This is a genomic window from Thiothrix sp., from assembly GCF_028714775.1.
Classification (GTDB): domain Bacteria; phylum Pseudomonadota; class Gammaproteobacteria; order Thiotrichales; family Thiotrichaceae; genus Thiothrix.
On sequence record NZ_JAQTLS010000002.1, the window covers coordinates 160,319 to 178,371 of the forward strand.

Sequence of the window (18,053 nt, forward strand, 5' to 3'; positions counted from 1 at the left end):
CAGGAAAAATATGCATATTAATAAGTTATGTGGCGAATTTTCAGTGATACATGGAGTTTGTTTTAGCTGAAATCCAGTGGGTCAATGTCGATAGACCAATGTACCGCCGACGCGCCCGGTAATTTTACCCCATCTGTCAGTAAGGTGTGCAAGGCATTATGCAGTGCCGCCCGCTGTTTGCTGCCCAGCAGCAATTGGGCGCGGTAACGGTTGGCGCGTTTTTCCAGCGGAGCGGGAACAGGCCCTAAACGCCGGATGTCTTGTCCGGTGGCGGCTAGCCGTTGGCTGATGTGTTCCAGTAATTGCAGGGCTTTTTCCATGCTGTTGGCGCTGGCTCGCAGCAGGGCTTGGTAGCCATAGGGCGGAAAATCCCAACGTTTGCGGTCTTCCAGCAGTTGGCGGGCAAAGGCGGTGTAACCTTGCCCAATCAGTTGGTGCAGCAAGGGGTGTTCCGGCTGGCTAGTTTGCAGGATGACGTGCCCCGGTTTTTCTGCCCGCCCAGCGCGGCCTGCTACCTGTACCAGCAATTGCCCAAGGCGTTCCATAGCGCGGTAATCGGTGCTGAGCAGCGATTGGTCAATATCCACGATGACGACTAAGGTGAGGTTGGGGAAGTCATGCCCTTTCGCCAGCATTTGCGTCCCGACCAGAATCAATGGCTCGTTGGTGCGCACGGTGGTGAGCTTTTCTTCCAATTCCCCTTTGCGGCTGGTGCTGTCGCGGTCAATGCGCACCACCAGCGCATCCGTGAAGAGGGTTTGCAAAACCAGTTCCAAGCGTTCTGTGCCTTGCCCTTGGGTGGTGAGCTGGGGATTTTTGCAGTTGGGGCAATGGCTGGGGGTGGGGTGTTCGACCCCGCAATGGTGGCAAACCAGTTTATTGCGGCGGGCGTGCCACGTCATGTTGACGCTGCAATGGTGGCAACTGGCTTGCCAACCGCAAGAAGGACAATACAGCGCTGGGGCAAACCCACGGCGATTGAGGAACACCATCGCCTGTTCGCCGCGTGCCAATGTTTGGCGGATGGCTTGCAGGCTAGCAGGTGTCAGCCCGGCTTGCAGGTCAAACGGGCGCGTGTCTTGCAATTGCAAGGCAGGTGGACGCGCACTGCCGGGGCGTTGGTCGAGGCGGTGATAGTGGTAGCGCCCTGCTTGCACATTATAAAGCGATTCCAGCGAGGGGGTGGCACTGCCGAGCAGCACCGGGATGTCGAGCATCCGGGCGCGTTTGATGGCAAGGTCACGCCCGTGGTAGCGGAAGGCTTCCTGCTGTTTCAGCGAGGCATCGTGTTCCTCATCAATAATGATCAGGCCGAGCTGTGGGGCAGGGGTGAAAATGGCGGAACGTGTGCCAATGATGATCCGCGCTTGCCCGCTGCGTGCCTGTAGCCATGCTTTGAGGCGTTCCCCGTCGTTCATACCGGAATGCAGGCAAACGATAGCAGTGTCCGCAAAGAAATGGGTGAAACGCGCTTGCAACTGCGGGGTCAGGCCGATTTCTGGCACGATCACCAGCGCTTGTTTGCCTGTTGCCAATAATGGCTCGATCAGGCGTAGGTAGATTTCGGTTTTGCCGCTGCCAGTGATGCCGTGTAAGAGCACAGGGCGCGGGGAGGGTTTTGCATTCCATTGTTGGATGGCGGTTAGGCAATGTTGCTGTTCGGGGGTGAGTGATAATCCGTGCTTGGGGGAATCGCTTGCGGGGCAAGCTCCTACCGGGGGGGCTGATTTGAGCAGCTTTTGCATCCGGCTGGTAAGGGGCTTAGCTTTGCGTAAGGTTACGGGCAGCGCGGCAAAAATCGCCTCACCGACGGGGTAGTGGTAGTAATTCGCTGCCCATTGCAGCAATTCCAGCAAGTGCGGGTCAGGCAGGGCGATGTCGTCCAACACTGCCAGCAGTGGTTTCAGGGTAAAACCGTTGTCGGTATCGTCAGCTTGGGTTTCCGTGCCCAACACCAGCCCGACGCTATGCTGCTTCCCCAAAGGGACAGTAACACGCCCGCCAAGCACAGGTTGCTGGCCTTCCTCGACGGTGTAACTCAGCAGGGTGTGTAAGGGGCGGGGAATAGCGACGTGTACGATGTTGCGGGTCTGGTTCATGCGTCAAGTTTAACGGAATTGCCCATGCCCTGCTGTACGAGTTTTACCGGGTTTTTGAGGCGTAACCTTGGAAAAGGCGGCAACTGCTTGTTTCTGTGAGGGGTTGTGGGGTTATTCACAATATCTGTGGATAACTCTGTGGAAGAACTGCGGACATCTGCTTCTGAGCCTTGCCAGATAAGCCTTTTTCCACTTTGGTTAAAAAATAAACAACACATTTTTCGTTATTGAATTCAATAAGATAGATTATTGTTCGGTTCTTTTCTTGACAAGTATGATGGGATTATGAATTGCTGATTAATGTGTGGACAACTCGTAAAAAAGCCCAGATAAACCGGGCTTTTTAGGCGATTGTCAAGCCTTGGATGGCAGTTAGTTAGGGCATATTGTATGCACCCGCTTGGCTATGCCTGAAACCGCATCGACAAATCCACCGCCCGTACATGCTTGGTAATACTGCCCACCGAAACGAAATCCACCCCCGTTTCCGCAATCGCTGCGATGGTTTCAGGGCTAACTCCACCGGATGCTTCCAACGGAATTTTGCCCGCTGTTACCCGCACGGCTTCGCGCATTGTGTCCAGATCGTATTCGTCCAGCATAATGATGTCGGCCACCGCTGCGGTGGCTTCCGCCAATTCCTGCAAGTTTTCGGTTTCCACCTCAACCAGAATACCGGGGTGTAACTGACGTGCTTGCTGGATGGCTGCCGTAATCGACCCCGCCGCCATGATGTGGTTTTCCTTGATTAGCACGCGGTCGTAGAGGCCGATGCGGTGATTGCTGCCGCCACCACACAACACTGCGTATTTCTGTGCAGTGCGTAAACCGGGCAAGGTTTTGCGCGTATCCAGAATCCGGCATTGCGTGTGCGCCACCAAATCTACATAACGGCGTGTAGCGGTGGCGGTGGCTGACAGGGTTTGCAGGAAATTCAGCGCCGCCCGTTCCCCGCTCAAGATCGAACGTGCACTGCCGCGCAAGGTACACAGCAGGGCATTGCCTTCCACCTTATCGCCATCCTGATACTGCCATTCAATCTGCACAGAGGGGTCAAGTTGGTGAAACACTTCATTAAACCACGCCACCCCGCACAAGGTAGCGGCTTCGCGGGAAATGACTGTTGCTGTCGCTTGTTTATCGGCAGGAATCAGCCCTGCGGTGACATCACCCGTGCCAATATCTTCCGCCAAGGCGCGGGCAACGGTTGTTTGAATATCGTTTGGTAAGTTCATTTTTCTCACGCCCTAAAAATAAAAATGGGAGGCTGTTACACCTCCCATCAACTTGCCCCTGACTCCTCGTCAGTTCATTAGATACGGGTAATGCCCATCATCTTTAAAATGGACTTTTCGTAGAACGGTTCGGAACTGCCTTTCTTCATCTTACGGATGAAGTATTTCTCGAACGCGATCTTCGCCATGTGTACCCATTTGCCTTTCTTGAACCAAGCCACGTTACGTGGTGGGATTTGTGGCAGTGCCACGAATGCCGCACCTGTGTCGCCCATGTCCGCCAAGCAGATAGCGTTCCATGTGCCGGTAGTGGATGGTTCTTTACCATTCAGTTCGTCAGCGATGTTGTGAACCAGTGACGTAACCATGGATTCGATCATGTAGCCTGTTTTCGGCGCACCTGTTGGTACAGGGGTGGCTTCAACTGGCGGGATGGCGATACAAACACCAGCCGCATAGATGTTTTTGTATTTCGGGTTGCGGTGCAGTTCGTCAACGATAACGAAACCACGTGGGTTGCACAGACCTTCAACAGCAGCAACAGCATCCACACCTTTGAACGCTGGCAGCATCATGGCGAAATCGAACGCGATTTCGTGTTCTTTTTCCACTTCGCCTTTGCTGGTCAGTTCGGTGACGAACATCTTACCTGCTTCAACCTTGGTGGTTTTGGCATTGGTAATCCATTGCATGTGGTGGTTGCGCAGTTCGGATTCCAACATACCTTTGGAGTCACCCACGCCACCCAGACCCAAGTGACCGATGTACGGTTCGGAAGACACGTAAGTCATCTTGAATTTGTTGCGCACACCGCGTTTACGCATGTCGGCGTCAACGATGAAAGCGAATTCGTAAGCAGGACCGAAGCAGCTAGCAAATGGCATTGCCCCAACGATGATGTGACCGGAACCTTTTTCCAGCAATTTCTGGTAGTTGCCATAAGCGATTTCAGCATGGCCTACGTCACAGACGGAGTTCGTGTGACCACCGTGCGGGCCAGCGCCTTCCACTTCTTGGAAGAACAGTTTCGGGCCAGTGGCAATAACGAGGTAGTCGTATTTGACTTCTTGACCGTTGTCCAAGTGCAGGGTGCTGCCTGCGGCGTCAATTTTGTCGCAACGCGCGGCGATGAAATTGATGCCTTTCTTGTTCAGGTATTTTTCAATCGGGAAAGTAATGTCAGCGCGAGTACGCCAACCCACTGCAACCCACGGATTCGATGGTACAAACTGAAAATAGTCACGTTCATTGATAACGGTGACTTCATGCCCTTTACCGAGCATTTCTTTCATTTCGTATGCGGCGGGCATTCCTCCGGTCCCGGCACCCAGAATTACAACATGAGCCATTAGCGCGAACTCCTAACTAAAAGTTTTAAACGTGTGGTTTGCTTTTTCTTGACTAAAGCATTTTGAACGACCTCTCCCAATTACCTTGCATCACACCACAAATTGCCTCAATCGTCAATCTTCGCCTTGTTTATCAATAAATTAGAGTTTTCTAATATATCTTCGGAGTGGTATGCTTCAAGCTGGTAACATAATATGACGGCGTATGAAAAAAATCGAATCTTGGCTGGTTGGCGGTGCGGTGCGTGACCGTCTTTTGGGCATTCCCTTAAAAGACCGTGACTGGGTAGTGACTGGCGCAACACCAGAAAACCTATTACAACAAGGCTTTAAACCCGTGGGCAGCGACTTTCCTGTGTTCCTGCACCCCCAAACGGGTGAGGAATACGCCTTGGCACGCACGGAACGCAAAACCGCCAAGGGCTACCACGGCTTCCAGTTCCACGCCGCGCCGGATGTTACGCTGGCAGAAGACCTTGCCCGCCGCGACCTGACCATCAATGCGATGGCGCAAGACGAAAACGGTAATCTCATCGACCCCTACGGCGGTCAAAGCGACTTACAGGACAGGTTATTACGCCATGTTTCCCCCGCATTTGCCGAAGACCCGGTGCGTATCCTGCGTGTGGCGCGTTTTGCTGCCCGCTTTGCTCCGCTCGGTTTTCGGGTGGCGGATGAAACCCAACATTTGATGCAAACCATGGTCGCGGCGGGTGAAGTTGATGCCCTCGTTCCTGAACGGGTCTGGCAGGAAACCGTGCGGGCGCTGGCTGAACCCGCTCCTGAACGTTTCTTTGAAGTCTTGCGCGAATGTGGCGCGTTGAAAGTGCTGTTCCCCGAAATCGACCGGCTGTTTGGCGTGCCCCAGCCTAGCCAACATCACCCGGAAATTGATTGCGGCATCCACACGTTGTTGGTGTTGCGCCAAGCGGTGCTGTTAAGTGACGCGCCGGAAGTGCGTTTCGCCGCCCTGACCCACGACCTTGGCAAGGGCTTAACACCTGCCGAGATACTCCCCAGCCATCATGGGCATGAAGCGCTGAGCCGCCAATTGGTGACGCAATTGTGTGAACGCCTGAAAATTCCCACCCGTTTCCGCGAACTGGCGGAACACGTAGCGGAACAACACGGTCGTATCCATAAAGCGTTGGAGTTACGCCCCCAGACTTTTTTGAATGTGCTGGAATCCACCGATGCTTTCCGCAAGCCGGAACGTTTTGCCCAGATACTATTGGCGTGCGAGGCCGATGCACGTGGGCGGTTGGGCTTTGAGGACAGGGTTTACCCGCAGGCTGATATTTTCCGGCAAATGCTCGCTGCCTGCCAGCAAGTGGATGTCAAAGCCGTGGTACAAGCGGGCTTTCAGGGCGTGCAAATCCGTGAACAGCTCCATAGCCGCCGAGTTCACGCCATCCGTGAAATGCAACGCCATCTTGATATTGGCGGCGAGTAGCCGCATATTGAGCTTGTAAGGGTAACGAATAGATTATTTGATTGAGAGGGTTGATCATGACTACTGACGAAAAAATTGCCTCCTTTGGCTTGGGTCAGGTTATTCATCACCGCCTGTTTAACTATCGTGGCGTTATTTTTGACGTGGATGCGGCGTTTCAGGGAACTGATGAATGGTTCCAGAAAAATGTAAGCGTCGGTAATCCGAGCAAAGATGAGCCGTGGTATCACGTGTTGATTGACCAAGATGGGCGTGTGGCTTACGTGGCTGAACGCAATCTGGAAGCTGATAAATCTGTGGAGCCGGTCGAACATCCGTTAATTGAAAACTTTTTCACTGGGTTCAATGGCGACCACTACCAAGTACGGCAGACGCTGAACTGATGGACTGGAATTTACTTGCCGGTTCTGAATACCTTGCCGCGTTTCTGGTGGGGCTGTTGGGCGGTGTGCATTGTTTGGGCATGTGCGGTGGCATTGTGAGCGCCCTGACGTTCAGCCTTCCCCCGGCACAACGCAACAATGTCGGCAGTTTGCTGCCTATGTTGCTGGCCTATAACACAGGGCGCATCGGGGGTTACATGCTCGCGGGCGGCTTAGTCGGTGGGCTGGGTGCGGCGTTTCTCGCATTGGGTGGGGTGGAAAACTTCCGCCATTTCCTGCAAATCTTTGCCGCATTGTTCATGGTGGCCTTGGGGCTGTATCTGGCAGGCATCTGGCAAGGGGTTGCGAAAGTCGAAAATGCCGGGCGGGTATTGTGGCGGCGCATCGAACCGCTGGGGCGGCGTTTCATGCCGGTCGATTCCCCCGCGAAAGCCCTGCCGCTAGGATTTGTATGGGGCTGGTTGCCGTGTGGCTTGGTTTACAGCGTACTGATCTGGACATTATCGGCGGGTAGTGTTGCCAAAGGTGCATTGCTGATGCTGGCGTTTGGCTTGGGGACGCTGCCCAACCTGTTATTGATGGGGGCAGCAGCGGCGCGGTTGGCGCGTTTCACCCGCAACCCAACGGTTAAACAGGTGGCTGGCCTGTTGGTGGTGGCCTTGGGATTGTTGCTGCTGTGGCGGGCGTTCGCCGGGATTTAAGCCAGCAATTCCGCCAGCCATAAACGGATACGTAAGCCCCAGCCTGATGATATTCCTACCTCGCTGAAACTGATTTTCCCGTTTTTGTCGATGATGTAATTGGCAGGTACGCCATGTACACCGTACTGTTGGGCTAGTTTCCCATCGGCATCGACAATCGTTACCCAATCCGTAATCTGCTTGCGAGCCATGTAATGGGGAATGTCTTCCTCCCCATCCGGCGGGAATGCGACGGTGATCACCGCATGGTCTTTGGCAATGGCTGAAATGGCCCCCTGCTCCATTGCGCACATCGGACACCAATCAGCCCAGAAGTGCAGCAACACAGGCTTGCCCCGGTATGCCTGAAGGTGGATGCTTGTCCCATTTGTCGCTATGCGCTCAAAATCTGGCGCATCGCCATCCAACATCCCACGGTGTTGCCACGCACGGAGGCCGAAAATGATGACGGCAAAAACCGCTAACTCAAGCAACCAACGTACCCAACGCCGCTGCTTTGTCGGTTCTGTGTTCCCCAATATGTATTTTTTCATACGGCTTGTAGTTTCCCTCCCATTGGAAACATCATAACATGGAAGCCTTCATCCATTAACACTGCGACTATTTGCCGTAAAAGACAGCCACACCATGTTACAACGAAAAAATAGCTTCCTGCACTTTTACCGACGTATCCTAACCCTGTTGTTCACCTGTGCCGTGCTCGCAGGCGCTGCCCAAGCTGCCAGCGAACCAGAATGGCATAAAGTAGCCTATAAAACCCAAGCCAAACCGTCGCTGAAAAATTTGGCAAACAAACAGTACGAACTGTTCCGCTTCTTTCTGGACAACTCACTGCAAGGGGCGGGCAAAAAAGACTTCCTGCATGTCGCCAAACAAGTCAAAAACAACATCACGTGGCGCGACGAACACGGCAAAAATGCTTACAACGAAGCCTTCCGCCGTTCCTACAGCTTTGTGCAATCTACCGACCTCAAAGGGATGCCCGACACCATCTTGCTAATCCCCTACATCGAATCCCAATGGCATGGCAAAAAAGGCGAAAAGTCAGGCGATTACGGCTACTGGCAGCTCATCCCGGAAGTTATCAAAGAAATCCAAACGCTGGATTACGTTCCCGTAAGTGTACGCGAAACCGACATCGACACACTGCGGGAAAACGCCACGCTCAGCACCGAAGCCGCGCAAGTCCATTTGCACCGTTACCATTTCTATTTCGCCAATGTCGCCAAATTTTCAGAAAGCGATGCGTGGCTGCTGACTTTTACCTCGTTTAACTGGGGGGCGGGTAACGTCAAACGCATGATTGCCGATTTGCAAGCGGACGGCATTGAAGCGAACTTTTCCAACTTTTACCACCGCCTGTATGCCACTCACAAAATCAGGCCGGACGATAAATCACTGGAAGCGGCAGTGGAATACGTGCCGAGTTTGTGGAATATCGCTCAGTTGATTAATAGCGCAAATTAAGCGGCATTAGGCACAAGGCGGAGTTGCCACCGTCACATTACCGCTCAAGAAAAAGTCCTTGGGTGCGTCCAAATCAAAACGCAGTTTGCCGATGGAACAAGTGTCATACAGGATTTCCAGTGCCAAGCGGGTATTCTTGATGATCTGGTTTACCTGCCCGTTGTCCAGCGGGAAATTGTCGCGGATGTATTGCAAACTTGCCCCGCCCGCCTGCAAATCTTGGTTCAATTGCAGCAAACGGGTGTAAGTATCGGCGCTGAAATGGCGCAGTTTCTGCAACATCCCGGTCTTTTTGGCGAAGTTGGCGTATTCGACGCGCCCACCAGCATCATTGTCATTGAGGAAGGTGCGCTGTAACAGTACCGGCGAGAATGCGGCAATTTCGGCGGGTGGTTTAATGCTGCCCATATCCCGGCGGCTGTTTTTGCTTTTCTCGTCTTGCGATTGCACCTTGCCGCCTTCAACCCAATACCATTGCCATTGGTAATCAATGTTGCCGATGCGGTCTTGCTGGCTGAAGATGAAATCCAACAGCACGATTTCCGTCAATTCCTTCATCCAGTACATCATCTGGAAGGCGGAGGCATCTACAGTGTCTCTTTTGACCTTGGCATCTTTGAACGCCAGCTTTTTACCGGCATCAATCGCCTGCAACAGCGGCATATCCAAACTCAGGGCGGCGTAAGGCGCGGTACGTTGGAACTCTTCGTTCTGCACGGTTCCCCAACTGGAGCGCACCCCGTTGATTTCCATCCCATAGCGCGTGCCTTTGCCTTTCAGCAAACTGCCATAGATTTTCTTGCCATCACGGGTAAACAGGCTTGCCGCCGCTGAAAAACCTGCGGGATTCTGTTCCGCCGCCGCCAAATGTTGCCACCCCGCCGCAATCATACCGGATGTGGCTTGCGCTTTGCCCCGGCGGGTGACGCGCTGGTAATGCGCAGTGCGATCCATTTCCCGGTATACCGCCACGGGCACTTTGACCGAAGTGTCGAAATAGCGTGAGAAGTGGTAATACAGCAGCGAGGCCATTGAGAATGTGCCGCTGGTATTGTTTTGGTTCATGGTCTGCTTGAATACAGCCACTTTATCGACGGTCGAGGGCACGGCTTTGCCTTTACACTGGCTTTCATAGGCTGCTTGCGATTGCCCAGTACGGCTGATGTCACGCACCATTGTGCCGGGGCTGGTGCTCCAGGTTTTTGGGCATAGCGCGATGTGTTCGGCGTAAAAATCAATTTGGGCGAGTTCTTCCTCTTTCGCCTTATCCTTGCGGGTATAAACGCCATCGGGCATCTCGGGCAGGGCAATACAGCTCTCGGTGACGCCGTTGGGCGAATGGAAGTCGTGGGTGGTTCCTTGTGGCATGTCCGTTCCTCCTGATTAATGTTATTAGGGGCAAGACTGCATACACAGCCTTGCCCTGTCCTGCTATTTTAGTCTGGTGGTACGGAAGATGCGGTAAACGGCGAATATTCGGTCTTCTAAGCGGCGAGCGTTGGACTACCTTGTGGGCAGTGGATGACCCGCGCAAACGCAGCACCTTCCGGCAATGTTTGTGCCGTGACCCAAATTTGGCTGACCGCCCCTTGGCTGGTTTCCTGCAAGCTTTGTAGGGTGCTGGTGGTGCGCTCAGGGTCGAAAAAGGCAAACGGCTCGTCAAGGAACAGCAATTGCGTGGCGGTTTGGGTGTTATCTGCCAGCGCATTGGCAATCGCCACCCGCATTGCCAGCGCAATCTGGCGTTGGGTTCCAGCGGAAATTTCGTTGAAATCCAAGTAATCGCCTTTCTTTTCCGACAACACTTTGAGGCTGAAGTCGGGCATCAGTTCGAGTGATTCGTAATGCCCGTGGGTGAAGCGCTTGAGCAGTTCCCCACAACGTTGGCGCACCAGTTGGTTGAAGCGCCCGATGGAATGCCCCGCATTGCGTTGCAGCAGGTCGATGGCGGTGTCGAAAATAACCCGGTCGCGGCGGATGTATTCCAGTGCTTCTTCCTGTTGGTCGAGGCTGGCTTGCATCCGTGTGCGTTGGTTCAGTTGGTCGTGTTCCCGGTCGATGTCGCTGTGCAGGGAACGCAGGTATTTGCCAAACTCGCGGTTGCGGTTTTCCATGCTGACATTCAGCGCATCGGCGGCACTTTGGACGTTACTGGGGTGGATTTCATAACGTTCGGCGGATTTCGCCCATTCCGGGAGTACCGCAATGTCGGCGTGGTCACTGCTGTGGGTAGGGATGTCGGTCTGCGTTTGTAAGAGGTAATACGCGGCGCTTGTGCCTTCCAATTGCTCGTTGGCGGGAGTATTGGTGATGTGGAAACCTTCCCGCAGGGTGTTGGCAAGGTTGCTGGCCTGCTGGCGTAACGGGCGCATCCGGCGGATGTCGAGATACCAGCCGTAAAGCAGCAATGCGGCACTGATTAGGGCAGTGATAGCAGCCACCCGAATAGCAGTCCTGCCGAGCGTGTCACGCAAGCCGCTATCGAGGCTTGCCAGCCAATGGCTACTGGCTGGCGGGGCGAATAGGAGGAATACCCCAGCCAGTAATGCCAGTACGAACACCAGCAGGCTTACTTTTGTCCAGATGCCCATGCGTTCCACGTGCTGTTTCAGTACTAGGAAAAGCTCATGGTTCTCGGGATAGCGTTCGGCTTCTTTATCCACCCGTTGCGCCAGTTGCAGGAAATATTGCTGGCGTTCTTCCAGTGCGGAACCCACGGTTTCCAATTCTGGCAAGCGTGCGTCATCAATCTGTTGCGCGTTCAGGGCTGCTTGGCTTTCCTTGCGGCGGGCATTCATGCCCTCGATGGTTTGGATGCGCTCGCGGTTTTCGCTTTGCAGTTGCTCGTTCAGGTGGGCATATTCTTTTAAGCCTGCCACCGAGCGCAGGTTATCGGTATCGCTTTGGGCGCTCTGGGCGTTTTGTTGGTTCCAGTAAAAGGCTTGGATAAAGGCTTTGTGGTTGTAACCGAGCAGGGATTTGAGCTGTTTTTCCACCGCTTCGGGGGTGTCGGCGAGGGTGGAGCCTTCTTCCGTCGAAAACAGGGTTGCCATCACGTCGCCACTTTGGTTAATGGAACGGATCAGGCGGTATTCAAAGCCCCGGTGTTGTAATTTCAGGGTAACGCTGGCTTGTGGGGTTCCCCAGCGGATCAGTTTGGTGGCTTCATCTGCGCCGAATTGCTCGGTACAGCCGAACAGAGCGAATTGGATGGCATCCCCAATGCTGCTTTTGCCCGATTCATTGCCGCCGGTGACGGCGACTAGCCCGCGCTCCGGCAGGTTGTCCAGTTGCAAATGTTCGTATTTGCGGAAATCTTTGGCGAGGAGTGCAGTAATGATCATGCCGATGGCTCCGTATGGCGGGTGGCTTCCAGCCGCGCAATAACCAAGCTTACGGCGTCAGCATACACCTGTGGGTCGAAACCATCCGCATTGGCATGGGCGGGGAAGTCTTGCAGGCAAAAATCCGCAAAACGCCGTGCGACCGCCGTTTTTAATTGCTCTGGTCGTAGGCTCTGGAGGAAATCTGGTGTTGATTTTGACGACATAACTGTCCTCTACATAAATATTTCCCTATAACTATATGCGAAGAAGCGCAATTTTGCAGGTTGGGAAGTGTTACAGCTTGAAAGAAACCAACATCGCCAGCACAAACGCCACGAGGTAAACCCACGGGAAGGCGATCAAGTACGTGACGAGTTGCGCCGCGCCCTGTGCAGAAGCCCACCACGCGCCAATGCCTGAAATGGCAAACGCAACCGGAACCCCCATTGCCGCGACCAAGAGCGCACCTGCCCACGGCACTTTCATATTGGCGATGCTGATGACGCTGCCCATTGCGAAGAATGCCCCCAACACGACACCTGCTACGCTTACCGCCGTATTAACCCACAGAGTTACAGACATGCAGATACCTCGCGTTTATGTTTAGGGATAGTGCCATGACTGTAGCACGCGCTGTAACCGCCTGCGCCAGTAATCGCTTAAATAGATCGTAACGTTAGAAACAATCCGCTTTGAAATGTATGAGCAGATGCTTATACTGCGCCACATTCGATCAATTCAAGGAGAAAACCATGTTCCCGAATAAAGAAGGCCAACGCATCCCTAGCGTTACATTCCACACCCGCCAAAACAACGAATGGGTTGATGTGCAAAGTGATGCGCTGTTTGCGGGCAAAACCGTGATCGTGTTCTCACTGCCGGGCGCATTTACCCCGACCTGCTCTTCCACCCACGTACCGCGTTACAACCAGTTGGCAGATACGTTCAAGAAACTCGGCGTGGATGAAATCATCTGCATGTCCGTCAACGATACCTTCGTGATGAACGAGTGGAAAATTGACCAGAAAGCCGACAAAGTGACTTTCATCCCAGACGGCAACGGCGAATTCACCGATGCGATGGGCTTGCTGGTGGACAAAGATGACATCGGTTTCGGCAAGCGTTCATGGCGTTATTCCATGCTGGTGAAAGACGGCGTGGTCGAGAAAATGTTCATCGAGCCAAACAAACCGGGCGACCCGTTTGAAGTTTCCGACGCTGATACCATGCTGGCTTACATTTCACCAGAAACCAAAGCGCCGTTGGATGTGGTGGTATTCACCCGCCCCGGTTGCCCGTTCTGCGCCCGCGCTAAAGGCATGTTGAAAGACGCTGAAATTGGTTTCGACGAATTGGTGTTGAACCAAGATTACACCAACCGCAGTTTGCGTGCGGTCGCAGGCGTTGATATGGTTCCGCAGGTATTCATCAACGGTGAGCGCATCGGCGGGTCAAGTGATCTGGAAGCGTGGTTGACGGCAAGATAACCCCTCACCCCCTAGCCCCCTCTCCCTCAAGGGGCGAGGGGGAACAAGAGGGAAAGCACAACAATGGTTTCTTCATCTTTAGCCCCTCTCCCCTTGAGGGAGAGGGGTTGGGGTGAGGGGTACAAACAAGGAGCAAAGCATGAGCCAACATTACGATTTAATCGCCATCGGCGCGGGCAGCGGTGGTTTGTCAGTGGTCGAAAAGGCCGCGAAGCACGGTGCGAAGTGCGCTGTCGTGGAAGTCAATGATGACCTCGGCGGTACGTGCGTTAACCGGGGCTGCGTTCCCAAAAAGGTGATGTGGTTTGCCGCTAATTTGGCTCATGCCCAATACGAAGCCCAAGATTACGGCTTCGCCACAACCCCCGGCAAATTGGACTGGGGCAAGCTGGTCAGCAAGCGCGATAACATGATCGGCGGGATTACTGACTGGTACATGGATAGTTTTTTGGCTGAAGCGGGCATTGACCTGATCCAAGGCCATGCCCGTTTCGTCGATGCCAAAACGCTGAATGTTGATGGCGAAACTTACACGGCTGACCACATCGTGATTTCCACGGGTGGTCGCCCGATTGTGCCAACCGATATTCCGGGGGCAGAACATGGTATCACCTCCGACGGCTTTTTCGAGCTGGACGAACAGCCTGCGAAAGTCGCGGTCGTGGGTGGCGGTTACATCGCGCTGGAATTGGCGGGTGTGCTGAATGCACTGGGTTCAGAAACGCACATGTTGCACCAAGGTTTCCCGGTGCTGATCGGTTTCGACAACCTGATGCGGAAAACCCTGCGCACCCAGATGGAACACGACGGCGTGCAGTTCAACGACACGGGCAAGATTGCCAGCGTCGAAAAGCAGGCTGACGGTAAATTGAGCGTCCATTACGCCGACGGCAGCACGCTGGAAGGCTTGGATCAGTTGTTGTGGGCGATTGGGCGCAAGACCAATACCGACGACATTGGGCTGGAAAACATTGGTCTGGAACTCGCCCCCGGTGGTTTCATCGACGTGAACGACTGTCAGGAAACCAGCGTTCCCGGTGTCTACGCGATTGGCGACATCATCAATAAGCGCGGCGTGCAACTGACTCCGGTAGCGATTGCGGCAGGTCGTCGTCTCGGCGACCGTTTGTTCGGTGGCATGAAAGACCGCAAGCTGGATTACAGCCTGATTCCCACCGTGATGTTCACGCATCCGCCGATTGGCACGATTGGTTTGTCGGAAGAAGCGGCTCGGGAGCAATACGGCGACACGGTGAAGGTGTACAGCACTGAATTCACCCCGATGTATTATTCCTTCGTCAAGCACAAGGCCAAAACCGCGATGAAGCTGGTCGTGGTCGGTGCGGAAGAAAAGATCGTCGGTTGCCACGCCATCGGTTTGGGTGTGGATGAGATGATGCAGGGCTTTGCGGTTGCTATCCGTATGGGGGCGACTAAGCAGGACTTTGATGACACTATCGCCATTCATCCCGTCAGTGCCGAAGAAATGGTCACAATGAAATAATCCTGTGGGGCGGAAGATTTTTCGCCCCTACTTCCGTAGCAAACTTACGCCAATCAGCACCAATACCATCCCCGCCAAATGAAACCAGCCAAACGGTTCACCCAGTATCAGCACCGCCAAGCCAATGGTGAAAACGGGGCCAATTGTGCCGACAATACTGGTTTTCGCCGTTCCAATCCGTGCAATGGCCTCGCTGACCATAAAGCTTGGAATTAAGGTGCTAAACACCGCGAGCAACACCCCGTAGCCCCACACGGGTGAGGGCAGGCGGGCTAACGTTTCCAGCGAATGTGTCGCGGCAAAATGCACGAACACACATACCGTCGAAACCAACATGGCTATGCTGGTGAACAACAAACTGCCCAATTTTCCAATCAGCCGTTTGCTGAACACTACGTAACAGGAAAACGTCAACGCCGCAGCCGCCACCAAGATTACGCCAAGGTACACATTGCTGCCGCTCAAGGTCGCTTCGTGTGAATACAGCACCATCACGCCGCTGTAGGTCAACACTAACGCCAGCACGATTTGCTGGGTGATTTTCTCGCGCAAGAACACCCAGCCCAGCAATGTGGTCATAATGGGGTAGGTATACAGCGTTAAACGTTCAAGTTGCGCGGAAATGTGCTGCAAACCCTCCATGTCCAGCCACGAAGCGAGGTAATAGCCCATGAAACCCAGTATTGCCAAGGCCAACCATTCCCGTGGCAAAGGTAAAACCGTGTCCGGTTGGCGCAGTAACCAAACCAGCATTGCCAGATAAAACGGCAACGCGAGTAACATCCGCAGCGTCAGCAAGGTGGTGGTATCGACCCCGTGGGCGTAAGCCAGTTTGATGAAAATGGACTTGAGCGCAAATAGTGCCGTGCCACCGATGGCGAATAATAAGCCGGTGTGTAAGGCTTGCTTGGTCGTGTTTTCCCGCATGAAAATATTTTCCCCCACTCTTTTGATTTTCTGGATAAGCTCTATAGTGCAATGTGATCAGAAAAGGACGACTTATCATGACAGCGATAGCAGACAGAGTTTATACCGCCGCGCAAATACGTGAGTTGGAACGGGTAGCTTTTCAGGAATGCGGGGTTGTCAGTTCCGGGCTGATGGCGCAGGCGGGGCAAGTGGTTTTTGATGCCATACGCGAAAAGTGGCCGGAGGCGCGTTCCGTGTGTGTCGTTTGTGGCGGCGGGAATAATGCAGGCGATGGTTATGTGGTGGCGAAACTGGCCTTGCAGGCGGGTTGGCAAGTCACGGTGCTGGGCTTGGGCGATGTGTTGCGGCTGGGGGATGATGCGCGACGAGCCTACAGTGATTTTCAGGCCGCTGGTGGGCGTGCATTACCCTTCGATGGCGTTGTGCCCATAGCGGATGTGATGGTCGATGCGCTCTTCGGTATCGGTTTGGATCGTGATCTGGAAGGGGTGTATGCCGCACTGGTCGCGCAACTTAACCAGCAAGCCTCACCCGTGGTGGCGGTGGATATTCCATCGGGTTTGCACGCTGACACGGGCAAACCGTGCGGTAGTGCGGTCAAAGCGGCGTTGACGGTCACTTTCATCGGGCTGAAAGCCGGTTTGTTGACGGGAAGCGCCCGCGATTATTGCGGTGAAATCCGTCTCGCACGGCTGGATGTGCCGGATGCAGCCTATGCGCAAGTTCCCACCGACATGCATTGCCTTGGTTTGCATACCCTGCAAGCGCATTTGCCGCCCCGCAGCCGTCTGGCGCACAAGGGGCATTACGGGCACACGTTGTTGATTGGCGGGGCGCAAGGCATGAGCGGCGCAATCCGTTTGGCGGGGGAAGCCGCATTGCGCGTCGGTAGCGGGCTGGTTTCGATTGCCACGCACCAAGAACATGCGCCCACCCTCAACTTGATGCGCCCGGAATTGATGGTCTACGCAGTGGAATCCCCCGTGCATTTACGCCCCTTGCTGCAAAAAATGGATGCGCTCGGTATTGGCCCCGGCATGGGGCAAACCGCGTGGTCGCGCGGCTTACTGACGATGGTGCAAACCGCTGACTTGCCTAAGGTGGTGGATGCGGATGCGCTCAACCTATTGGCGCAAACCCGTGGCAAACGCGATGACTGGGTGCTGACACCACATCCGGGTGAAGCTGCCCGCTTGCTGGGCTGTGAGGTCAGCGAGGTGGAACAGGATCGGGTTGCCGCTGCCCGTCGCTTACAACGCGATTACGGCGGTGTCATCGTGCTCAAAGGCGCCGGAACGGTGGTCGCTTCCGCCACATCGGTAGCACTGTGTCCGGCAGGCAACCCCGGTATGGCATCGGGCGGTATGGGTGATGTGCTGACTGGAATCATTGCAGGCTTGCTGGCACAAGGGCTAGGATTGGCAGCGGCTGCCGAAACGGGAGTTTACGCCCACGCACGGGCAGCCGATCAGGCGGCAGAACGCGGCGAACGCGGGCTGCTGGCGAGTGATGTACTGGCCTGTTTGCGCGAAACGGTGAATCCATGACCGAAAAGTTACACATTGAAGACGAAGCGGCGATGTTGGCCTTGGGGGCGCAGCTTGCACGGCGTTTTCCCAATGGTGGGCTAATCACCTTGCACGGCGATTTGGGGGCGGGGAAAACGACCTTGGTGCGCGGATTGTTGCGGGAACTGGGGCATACCGGCGTGGTCAAAAGCCCCACTTACACACTAGTGGAACCGTATCAAGTGGGCAACCGCGATATTTACCACTTCGATTTGTACCGGCTGGCTGACCCGGAAGAGTTGGAATACATGGGTATCCGCGATTATTTACGCCCGGATGCTTTGTGTCTGGTGGAGTGGCCTGAGCAGGTGGGTGAATTGTTGCCCATCCCTGATTTGCAGGTGTCCATCTATCATGCGGGGTCGGCAAGGGATGTTATATTGGCTTAATTGTTAATTATCATGATGTTGCAATATTGTCATAAAAAACCACTTGAAAAAGCACCCGGTCTGGTTTAATACTTATGGTAATCATCGTATTTATAGGGCAGTGACGTGGTGGGCATTACATGGGTGTTGTGCTTGCTTGCCGCTGAGTGTTTGAGAGAATCA

General features: G+C 54.3%; 17 protein-coding genes. 8 read left to right on the top strand and 9 right to left on the bottom strand.

What is annotated here, in order from left to right; all coding sequences use genetic code 11:
* Positions 1-62: 62 nt before the first annotated feature.
* The 3 genes from PHE17_RS02295 to PHE17_RS02305 all read right to left on the bottom strand — a co-directional run bounded on the left by PHE17_RS02295 (position 63) and on the right by PHE17_RS02305 (position 4,683).
* Positions 63-2,099, bottom strand: a complete 2,037-nt coding sequence (locus PHE17_RS02295) for a primosomal protein N' (protein ID WP_301014193.1) — start codon at positions 2,097-2,099, stop codon at positions 63-65.
* Positions 2,100-2,503: 404 nt separating this feature from the next.
* A complete protein-coding gene (gene nadC, locus PHE17_RS02300; RefSeq protein WP_301014194.1) occupies positions 2,504-3,334 on the bottom strand; it encodes a carboxylating nicotinate-nucleotide diphosphorylase in 831 nt (276 codons plus the stop codon).
* Between the two features lie 77 nt (positions 3,335-3,411).
* Positions 3,412-4,683, bottom strand: a complete 1,272-nt coding sequence (locus PHE17_RS02305; RefSeq protein WP_301014195.1) for an FAD/NAD(P)-binding oxidoreductase — start codon at positions 4,681-4,683, stop codon at positions 3,412-3,414.
* Between the two features lie 214 nt (positions 4,684-4,897).
* Here PHE17_RS02305 and PHE17_RS02310 point away from each other — a divergent pair, with 214 nt between their 5' ends.
* Genes PHE17_RS02310 through PHE17_RS02320 form a run of 3 tightly spaced genes read left to right on the top strand, consistent with a single transcriptional unit; the run spans position 4,898 to position 7,220 of the window.
* Complete coding sequence (locus PHE17_RS02310; RefSeq protein WP_363320059.1) at positions 4,898-6,136, top strand: multifunctional CCA addition/repair protein; 1,239 nt, start codon at positions 4,898-4,900, stop codon at positions 6,134-6,136.
* A 56-nt stretch (positions 6,137-6,192) separates the two neighbouring features.
* The gene (gene hspQ / locus PHE17_RS02315; protein ID WP_301014197.1) at positions 6,193-6,519 is read left to right on the top strand and encodes a heat shock protein HspQ; all 327 of its coding nucleotides are present in this window, start codon (positions 6,193-6,195) and stop codon (positions 6,517-6,519) included.
* On the top strand, positions 6,519-7,220 hold the full coding sequence (locus tag PHE17_RS02320; RefSeq protein ID WP_301014198.1) for a sulfite exporter TauE/SafE family protein: 702 nt from the start codon (positions 6,519-6,521) through the stop codon (positions 7,218-7,220). Before hspQ ends, PHE17_RS02320 begins: the two co-directional genes overlap by 1 nt.
* On the opposite strand, the gene PHE17_RS02325 is transcribed toward PHE17_RS02320, so the two are convergent.
* Complete coding sequence (locus PHE17_RS02325; RefSeq protein WP_301014199.1) at positions 7,217-7,753, bottom strand: redoxin domain-containing protein; 537 nt, start codon at positions 7,751-7,753, stop codon at positions 7,217-7,219. The two genes, PHE17_RS02320 and PHE17_RS02325, sit on opposite strands and share 4 nt — an antisense overlap.
* A gap of 94 nt (positions 7,754-7,847) precedes the next feature.
* On the opposite strand from PHE17_RS02325, the gene PHE17_RS02330 reads away from it, so the two are divergent.
* Entirely contained in the window at positions 7,848-8,687 is an 840-nt protein-coding gene (locus tag PHE17_RS02330; RefSeq protein WP_301014200.1) for a transglycosylase SLT domain-containing protein, read from the top strand.
* A 6-nt stretch (positions 8,688-8,693) separates the two neighbouring features.
* Here the strand turns inward: PHE17_RS02330 and PHE17_RS02335 are convergent, their stop codons facing one another.
* The 4 genes from PHE17_RS02335 to PHE17_RS02350 form a co-directional block, all read right to left on the bottom strand.
* A complete protein-coding gene (locus tag PHE17_RS02335) occupies positions 8,694-10,055 on the bottom strand; it encodes a hypothetical protein (protein ID WP_301014201.1) in 1,362 nt (453 codons plus the stop codon).
* A gap of 116 nt (positions 10,056-10,171) precedes the next feature.
* Positions 10,172-12,031 carry an AAA family ATPase gene (locus PHE17_RS02340; RefSeq protein ID WP_301014202.1) on the bottom strand — a complete coding sequence of 620 codons (1,860 nt, stop codon included), beginning with the start codon at positions 12,029-12,031 and terminating at the stop codon, positions 10,172-10,174.
* Positions 12,028-12,237 (bottom strand): hypothetical protein, encoded by a 210-nt coding sequence (locus PHE17_RS02345; protein WP_301014203.1) that lies wholly within the window; start codon positions 12,235-12,237, stop codon positions 12,028-12,030. Before PHE17_RS02345 ends, PHE17_RS02340 begins: the two co-directional genes overlap by 4 nt.
* 70 nt (positions 12,238-12,307) lie before the next feature.
* A complete protein-coding gene (locus PHE17_RS02350; protein ID WP_301014204.1) occupies positions 12,308-12,595 on the bottom strand; it encodes a hypothetical protein in 288 nt (95 codons plus the stop codon).
* A 170-nt stretch (positions 12,596-12,765) separates the two neighbouring features.
* Between PHE17_RS02350 and PHE17_RS02355 the strand changes: the two genes are divergently transcribed.
* Together PHE17_RS02355 and gorA are read left to right on the top strand one after the other, a co-directional pair.
* Entirely contained in the window at positions 12,766-13,500 is a 735-nt protein-coding gene (locus PHE17_RS02355) for a glutathione peroxidase (RefSeq protein WP_301014205.1), read from the top strand.
* A gap of 139 nt (positions 13,501-13,639) precedes the next feature.
* Entirely contained in the window at positions 13,640-15,004 is a 1,365-nt protein-coding gene (gorA, locus tag PHE17_RS02360) for a glutathione-disulfide reductase (protein WP_301014206.1), read from the top strand.
* A 27-nt stretch (positions 15,005-15,031) separates the two neighbouring features.
* Here the strand turns inward: gorA and PHE17_RS02365 are convergent, their stop codons facing one another.
* A complete protein-coding gene (locus PHE17_RS02365) occupies positions 15,032-15,931 on the bottom strand; it encodes a DMT family transporter (RefSeq protein ID WP_301014207.1) in 900 nt (299 codons plus the stop codon).
* Positions 15,932-16,008: 77 nt separating this feature from the next.
* On the opposite strand from PHE17_RS02365, the gene PHE17_RS02370 reads away from it, so the two are divergent.
* Together PHE17_RS02370 and tsaE are read left to right on the top strand one after the other, a co-directional pair.
* Positions 16,009-17,481, top strand: coding sequence for an NAD(P)H-hydrate dehydratase (locus PHE17_RS02370; RefSeq protein ID WP_301014208.1), 1,473 nt, complete (start codon positions 16,009-16,011; stop codon positions 17,479-17,481).
* Positions 17,478-17,891, top strand: coding sequence for a tRNA (adenosine(37)-N6)-threonylcarbamoyltransferase complex ATPase subunit type 1 TsaE (gene tsaE, locus PHE17_RS02375; protein ID WP_301014209.1), 414 nt, complete (start codon positions 17,478-17,480; stop codon positions 17,889-17,891). Before PHE17_RS02370 ends, tsaE begins: the two co-directional genes overlap by 4 nt.
* Positions 17,892-18,053: the final 162 nt, after the last annotated feature.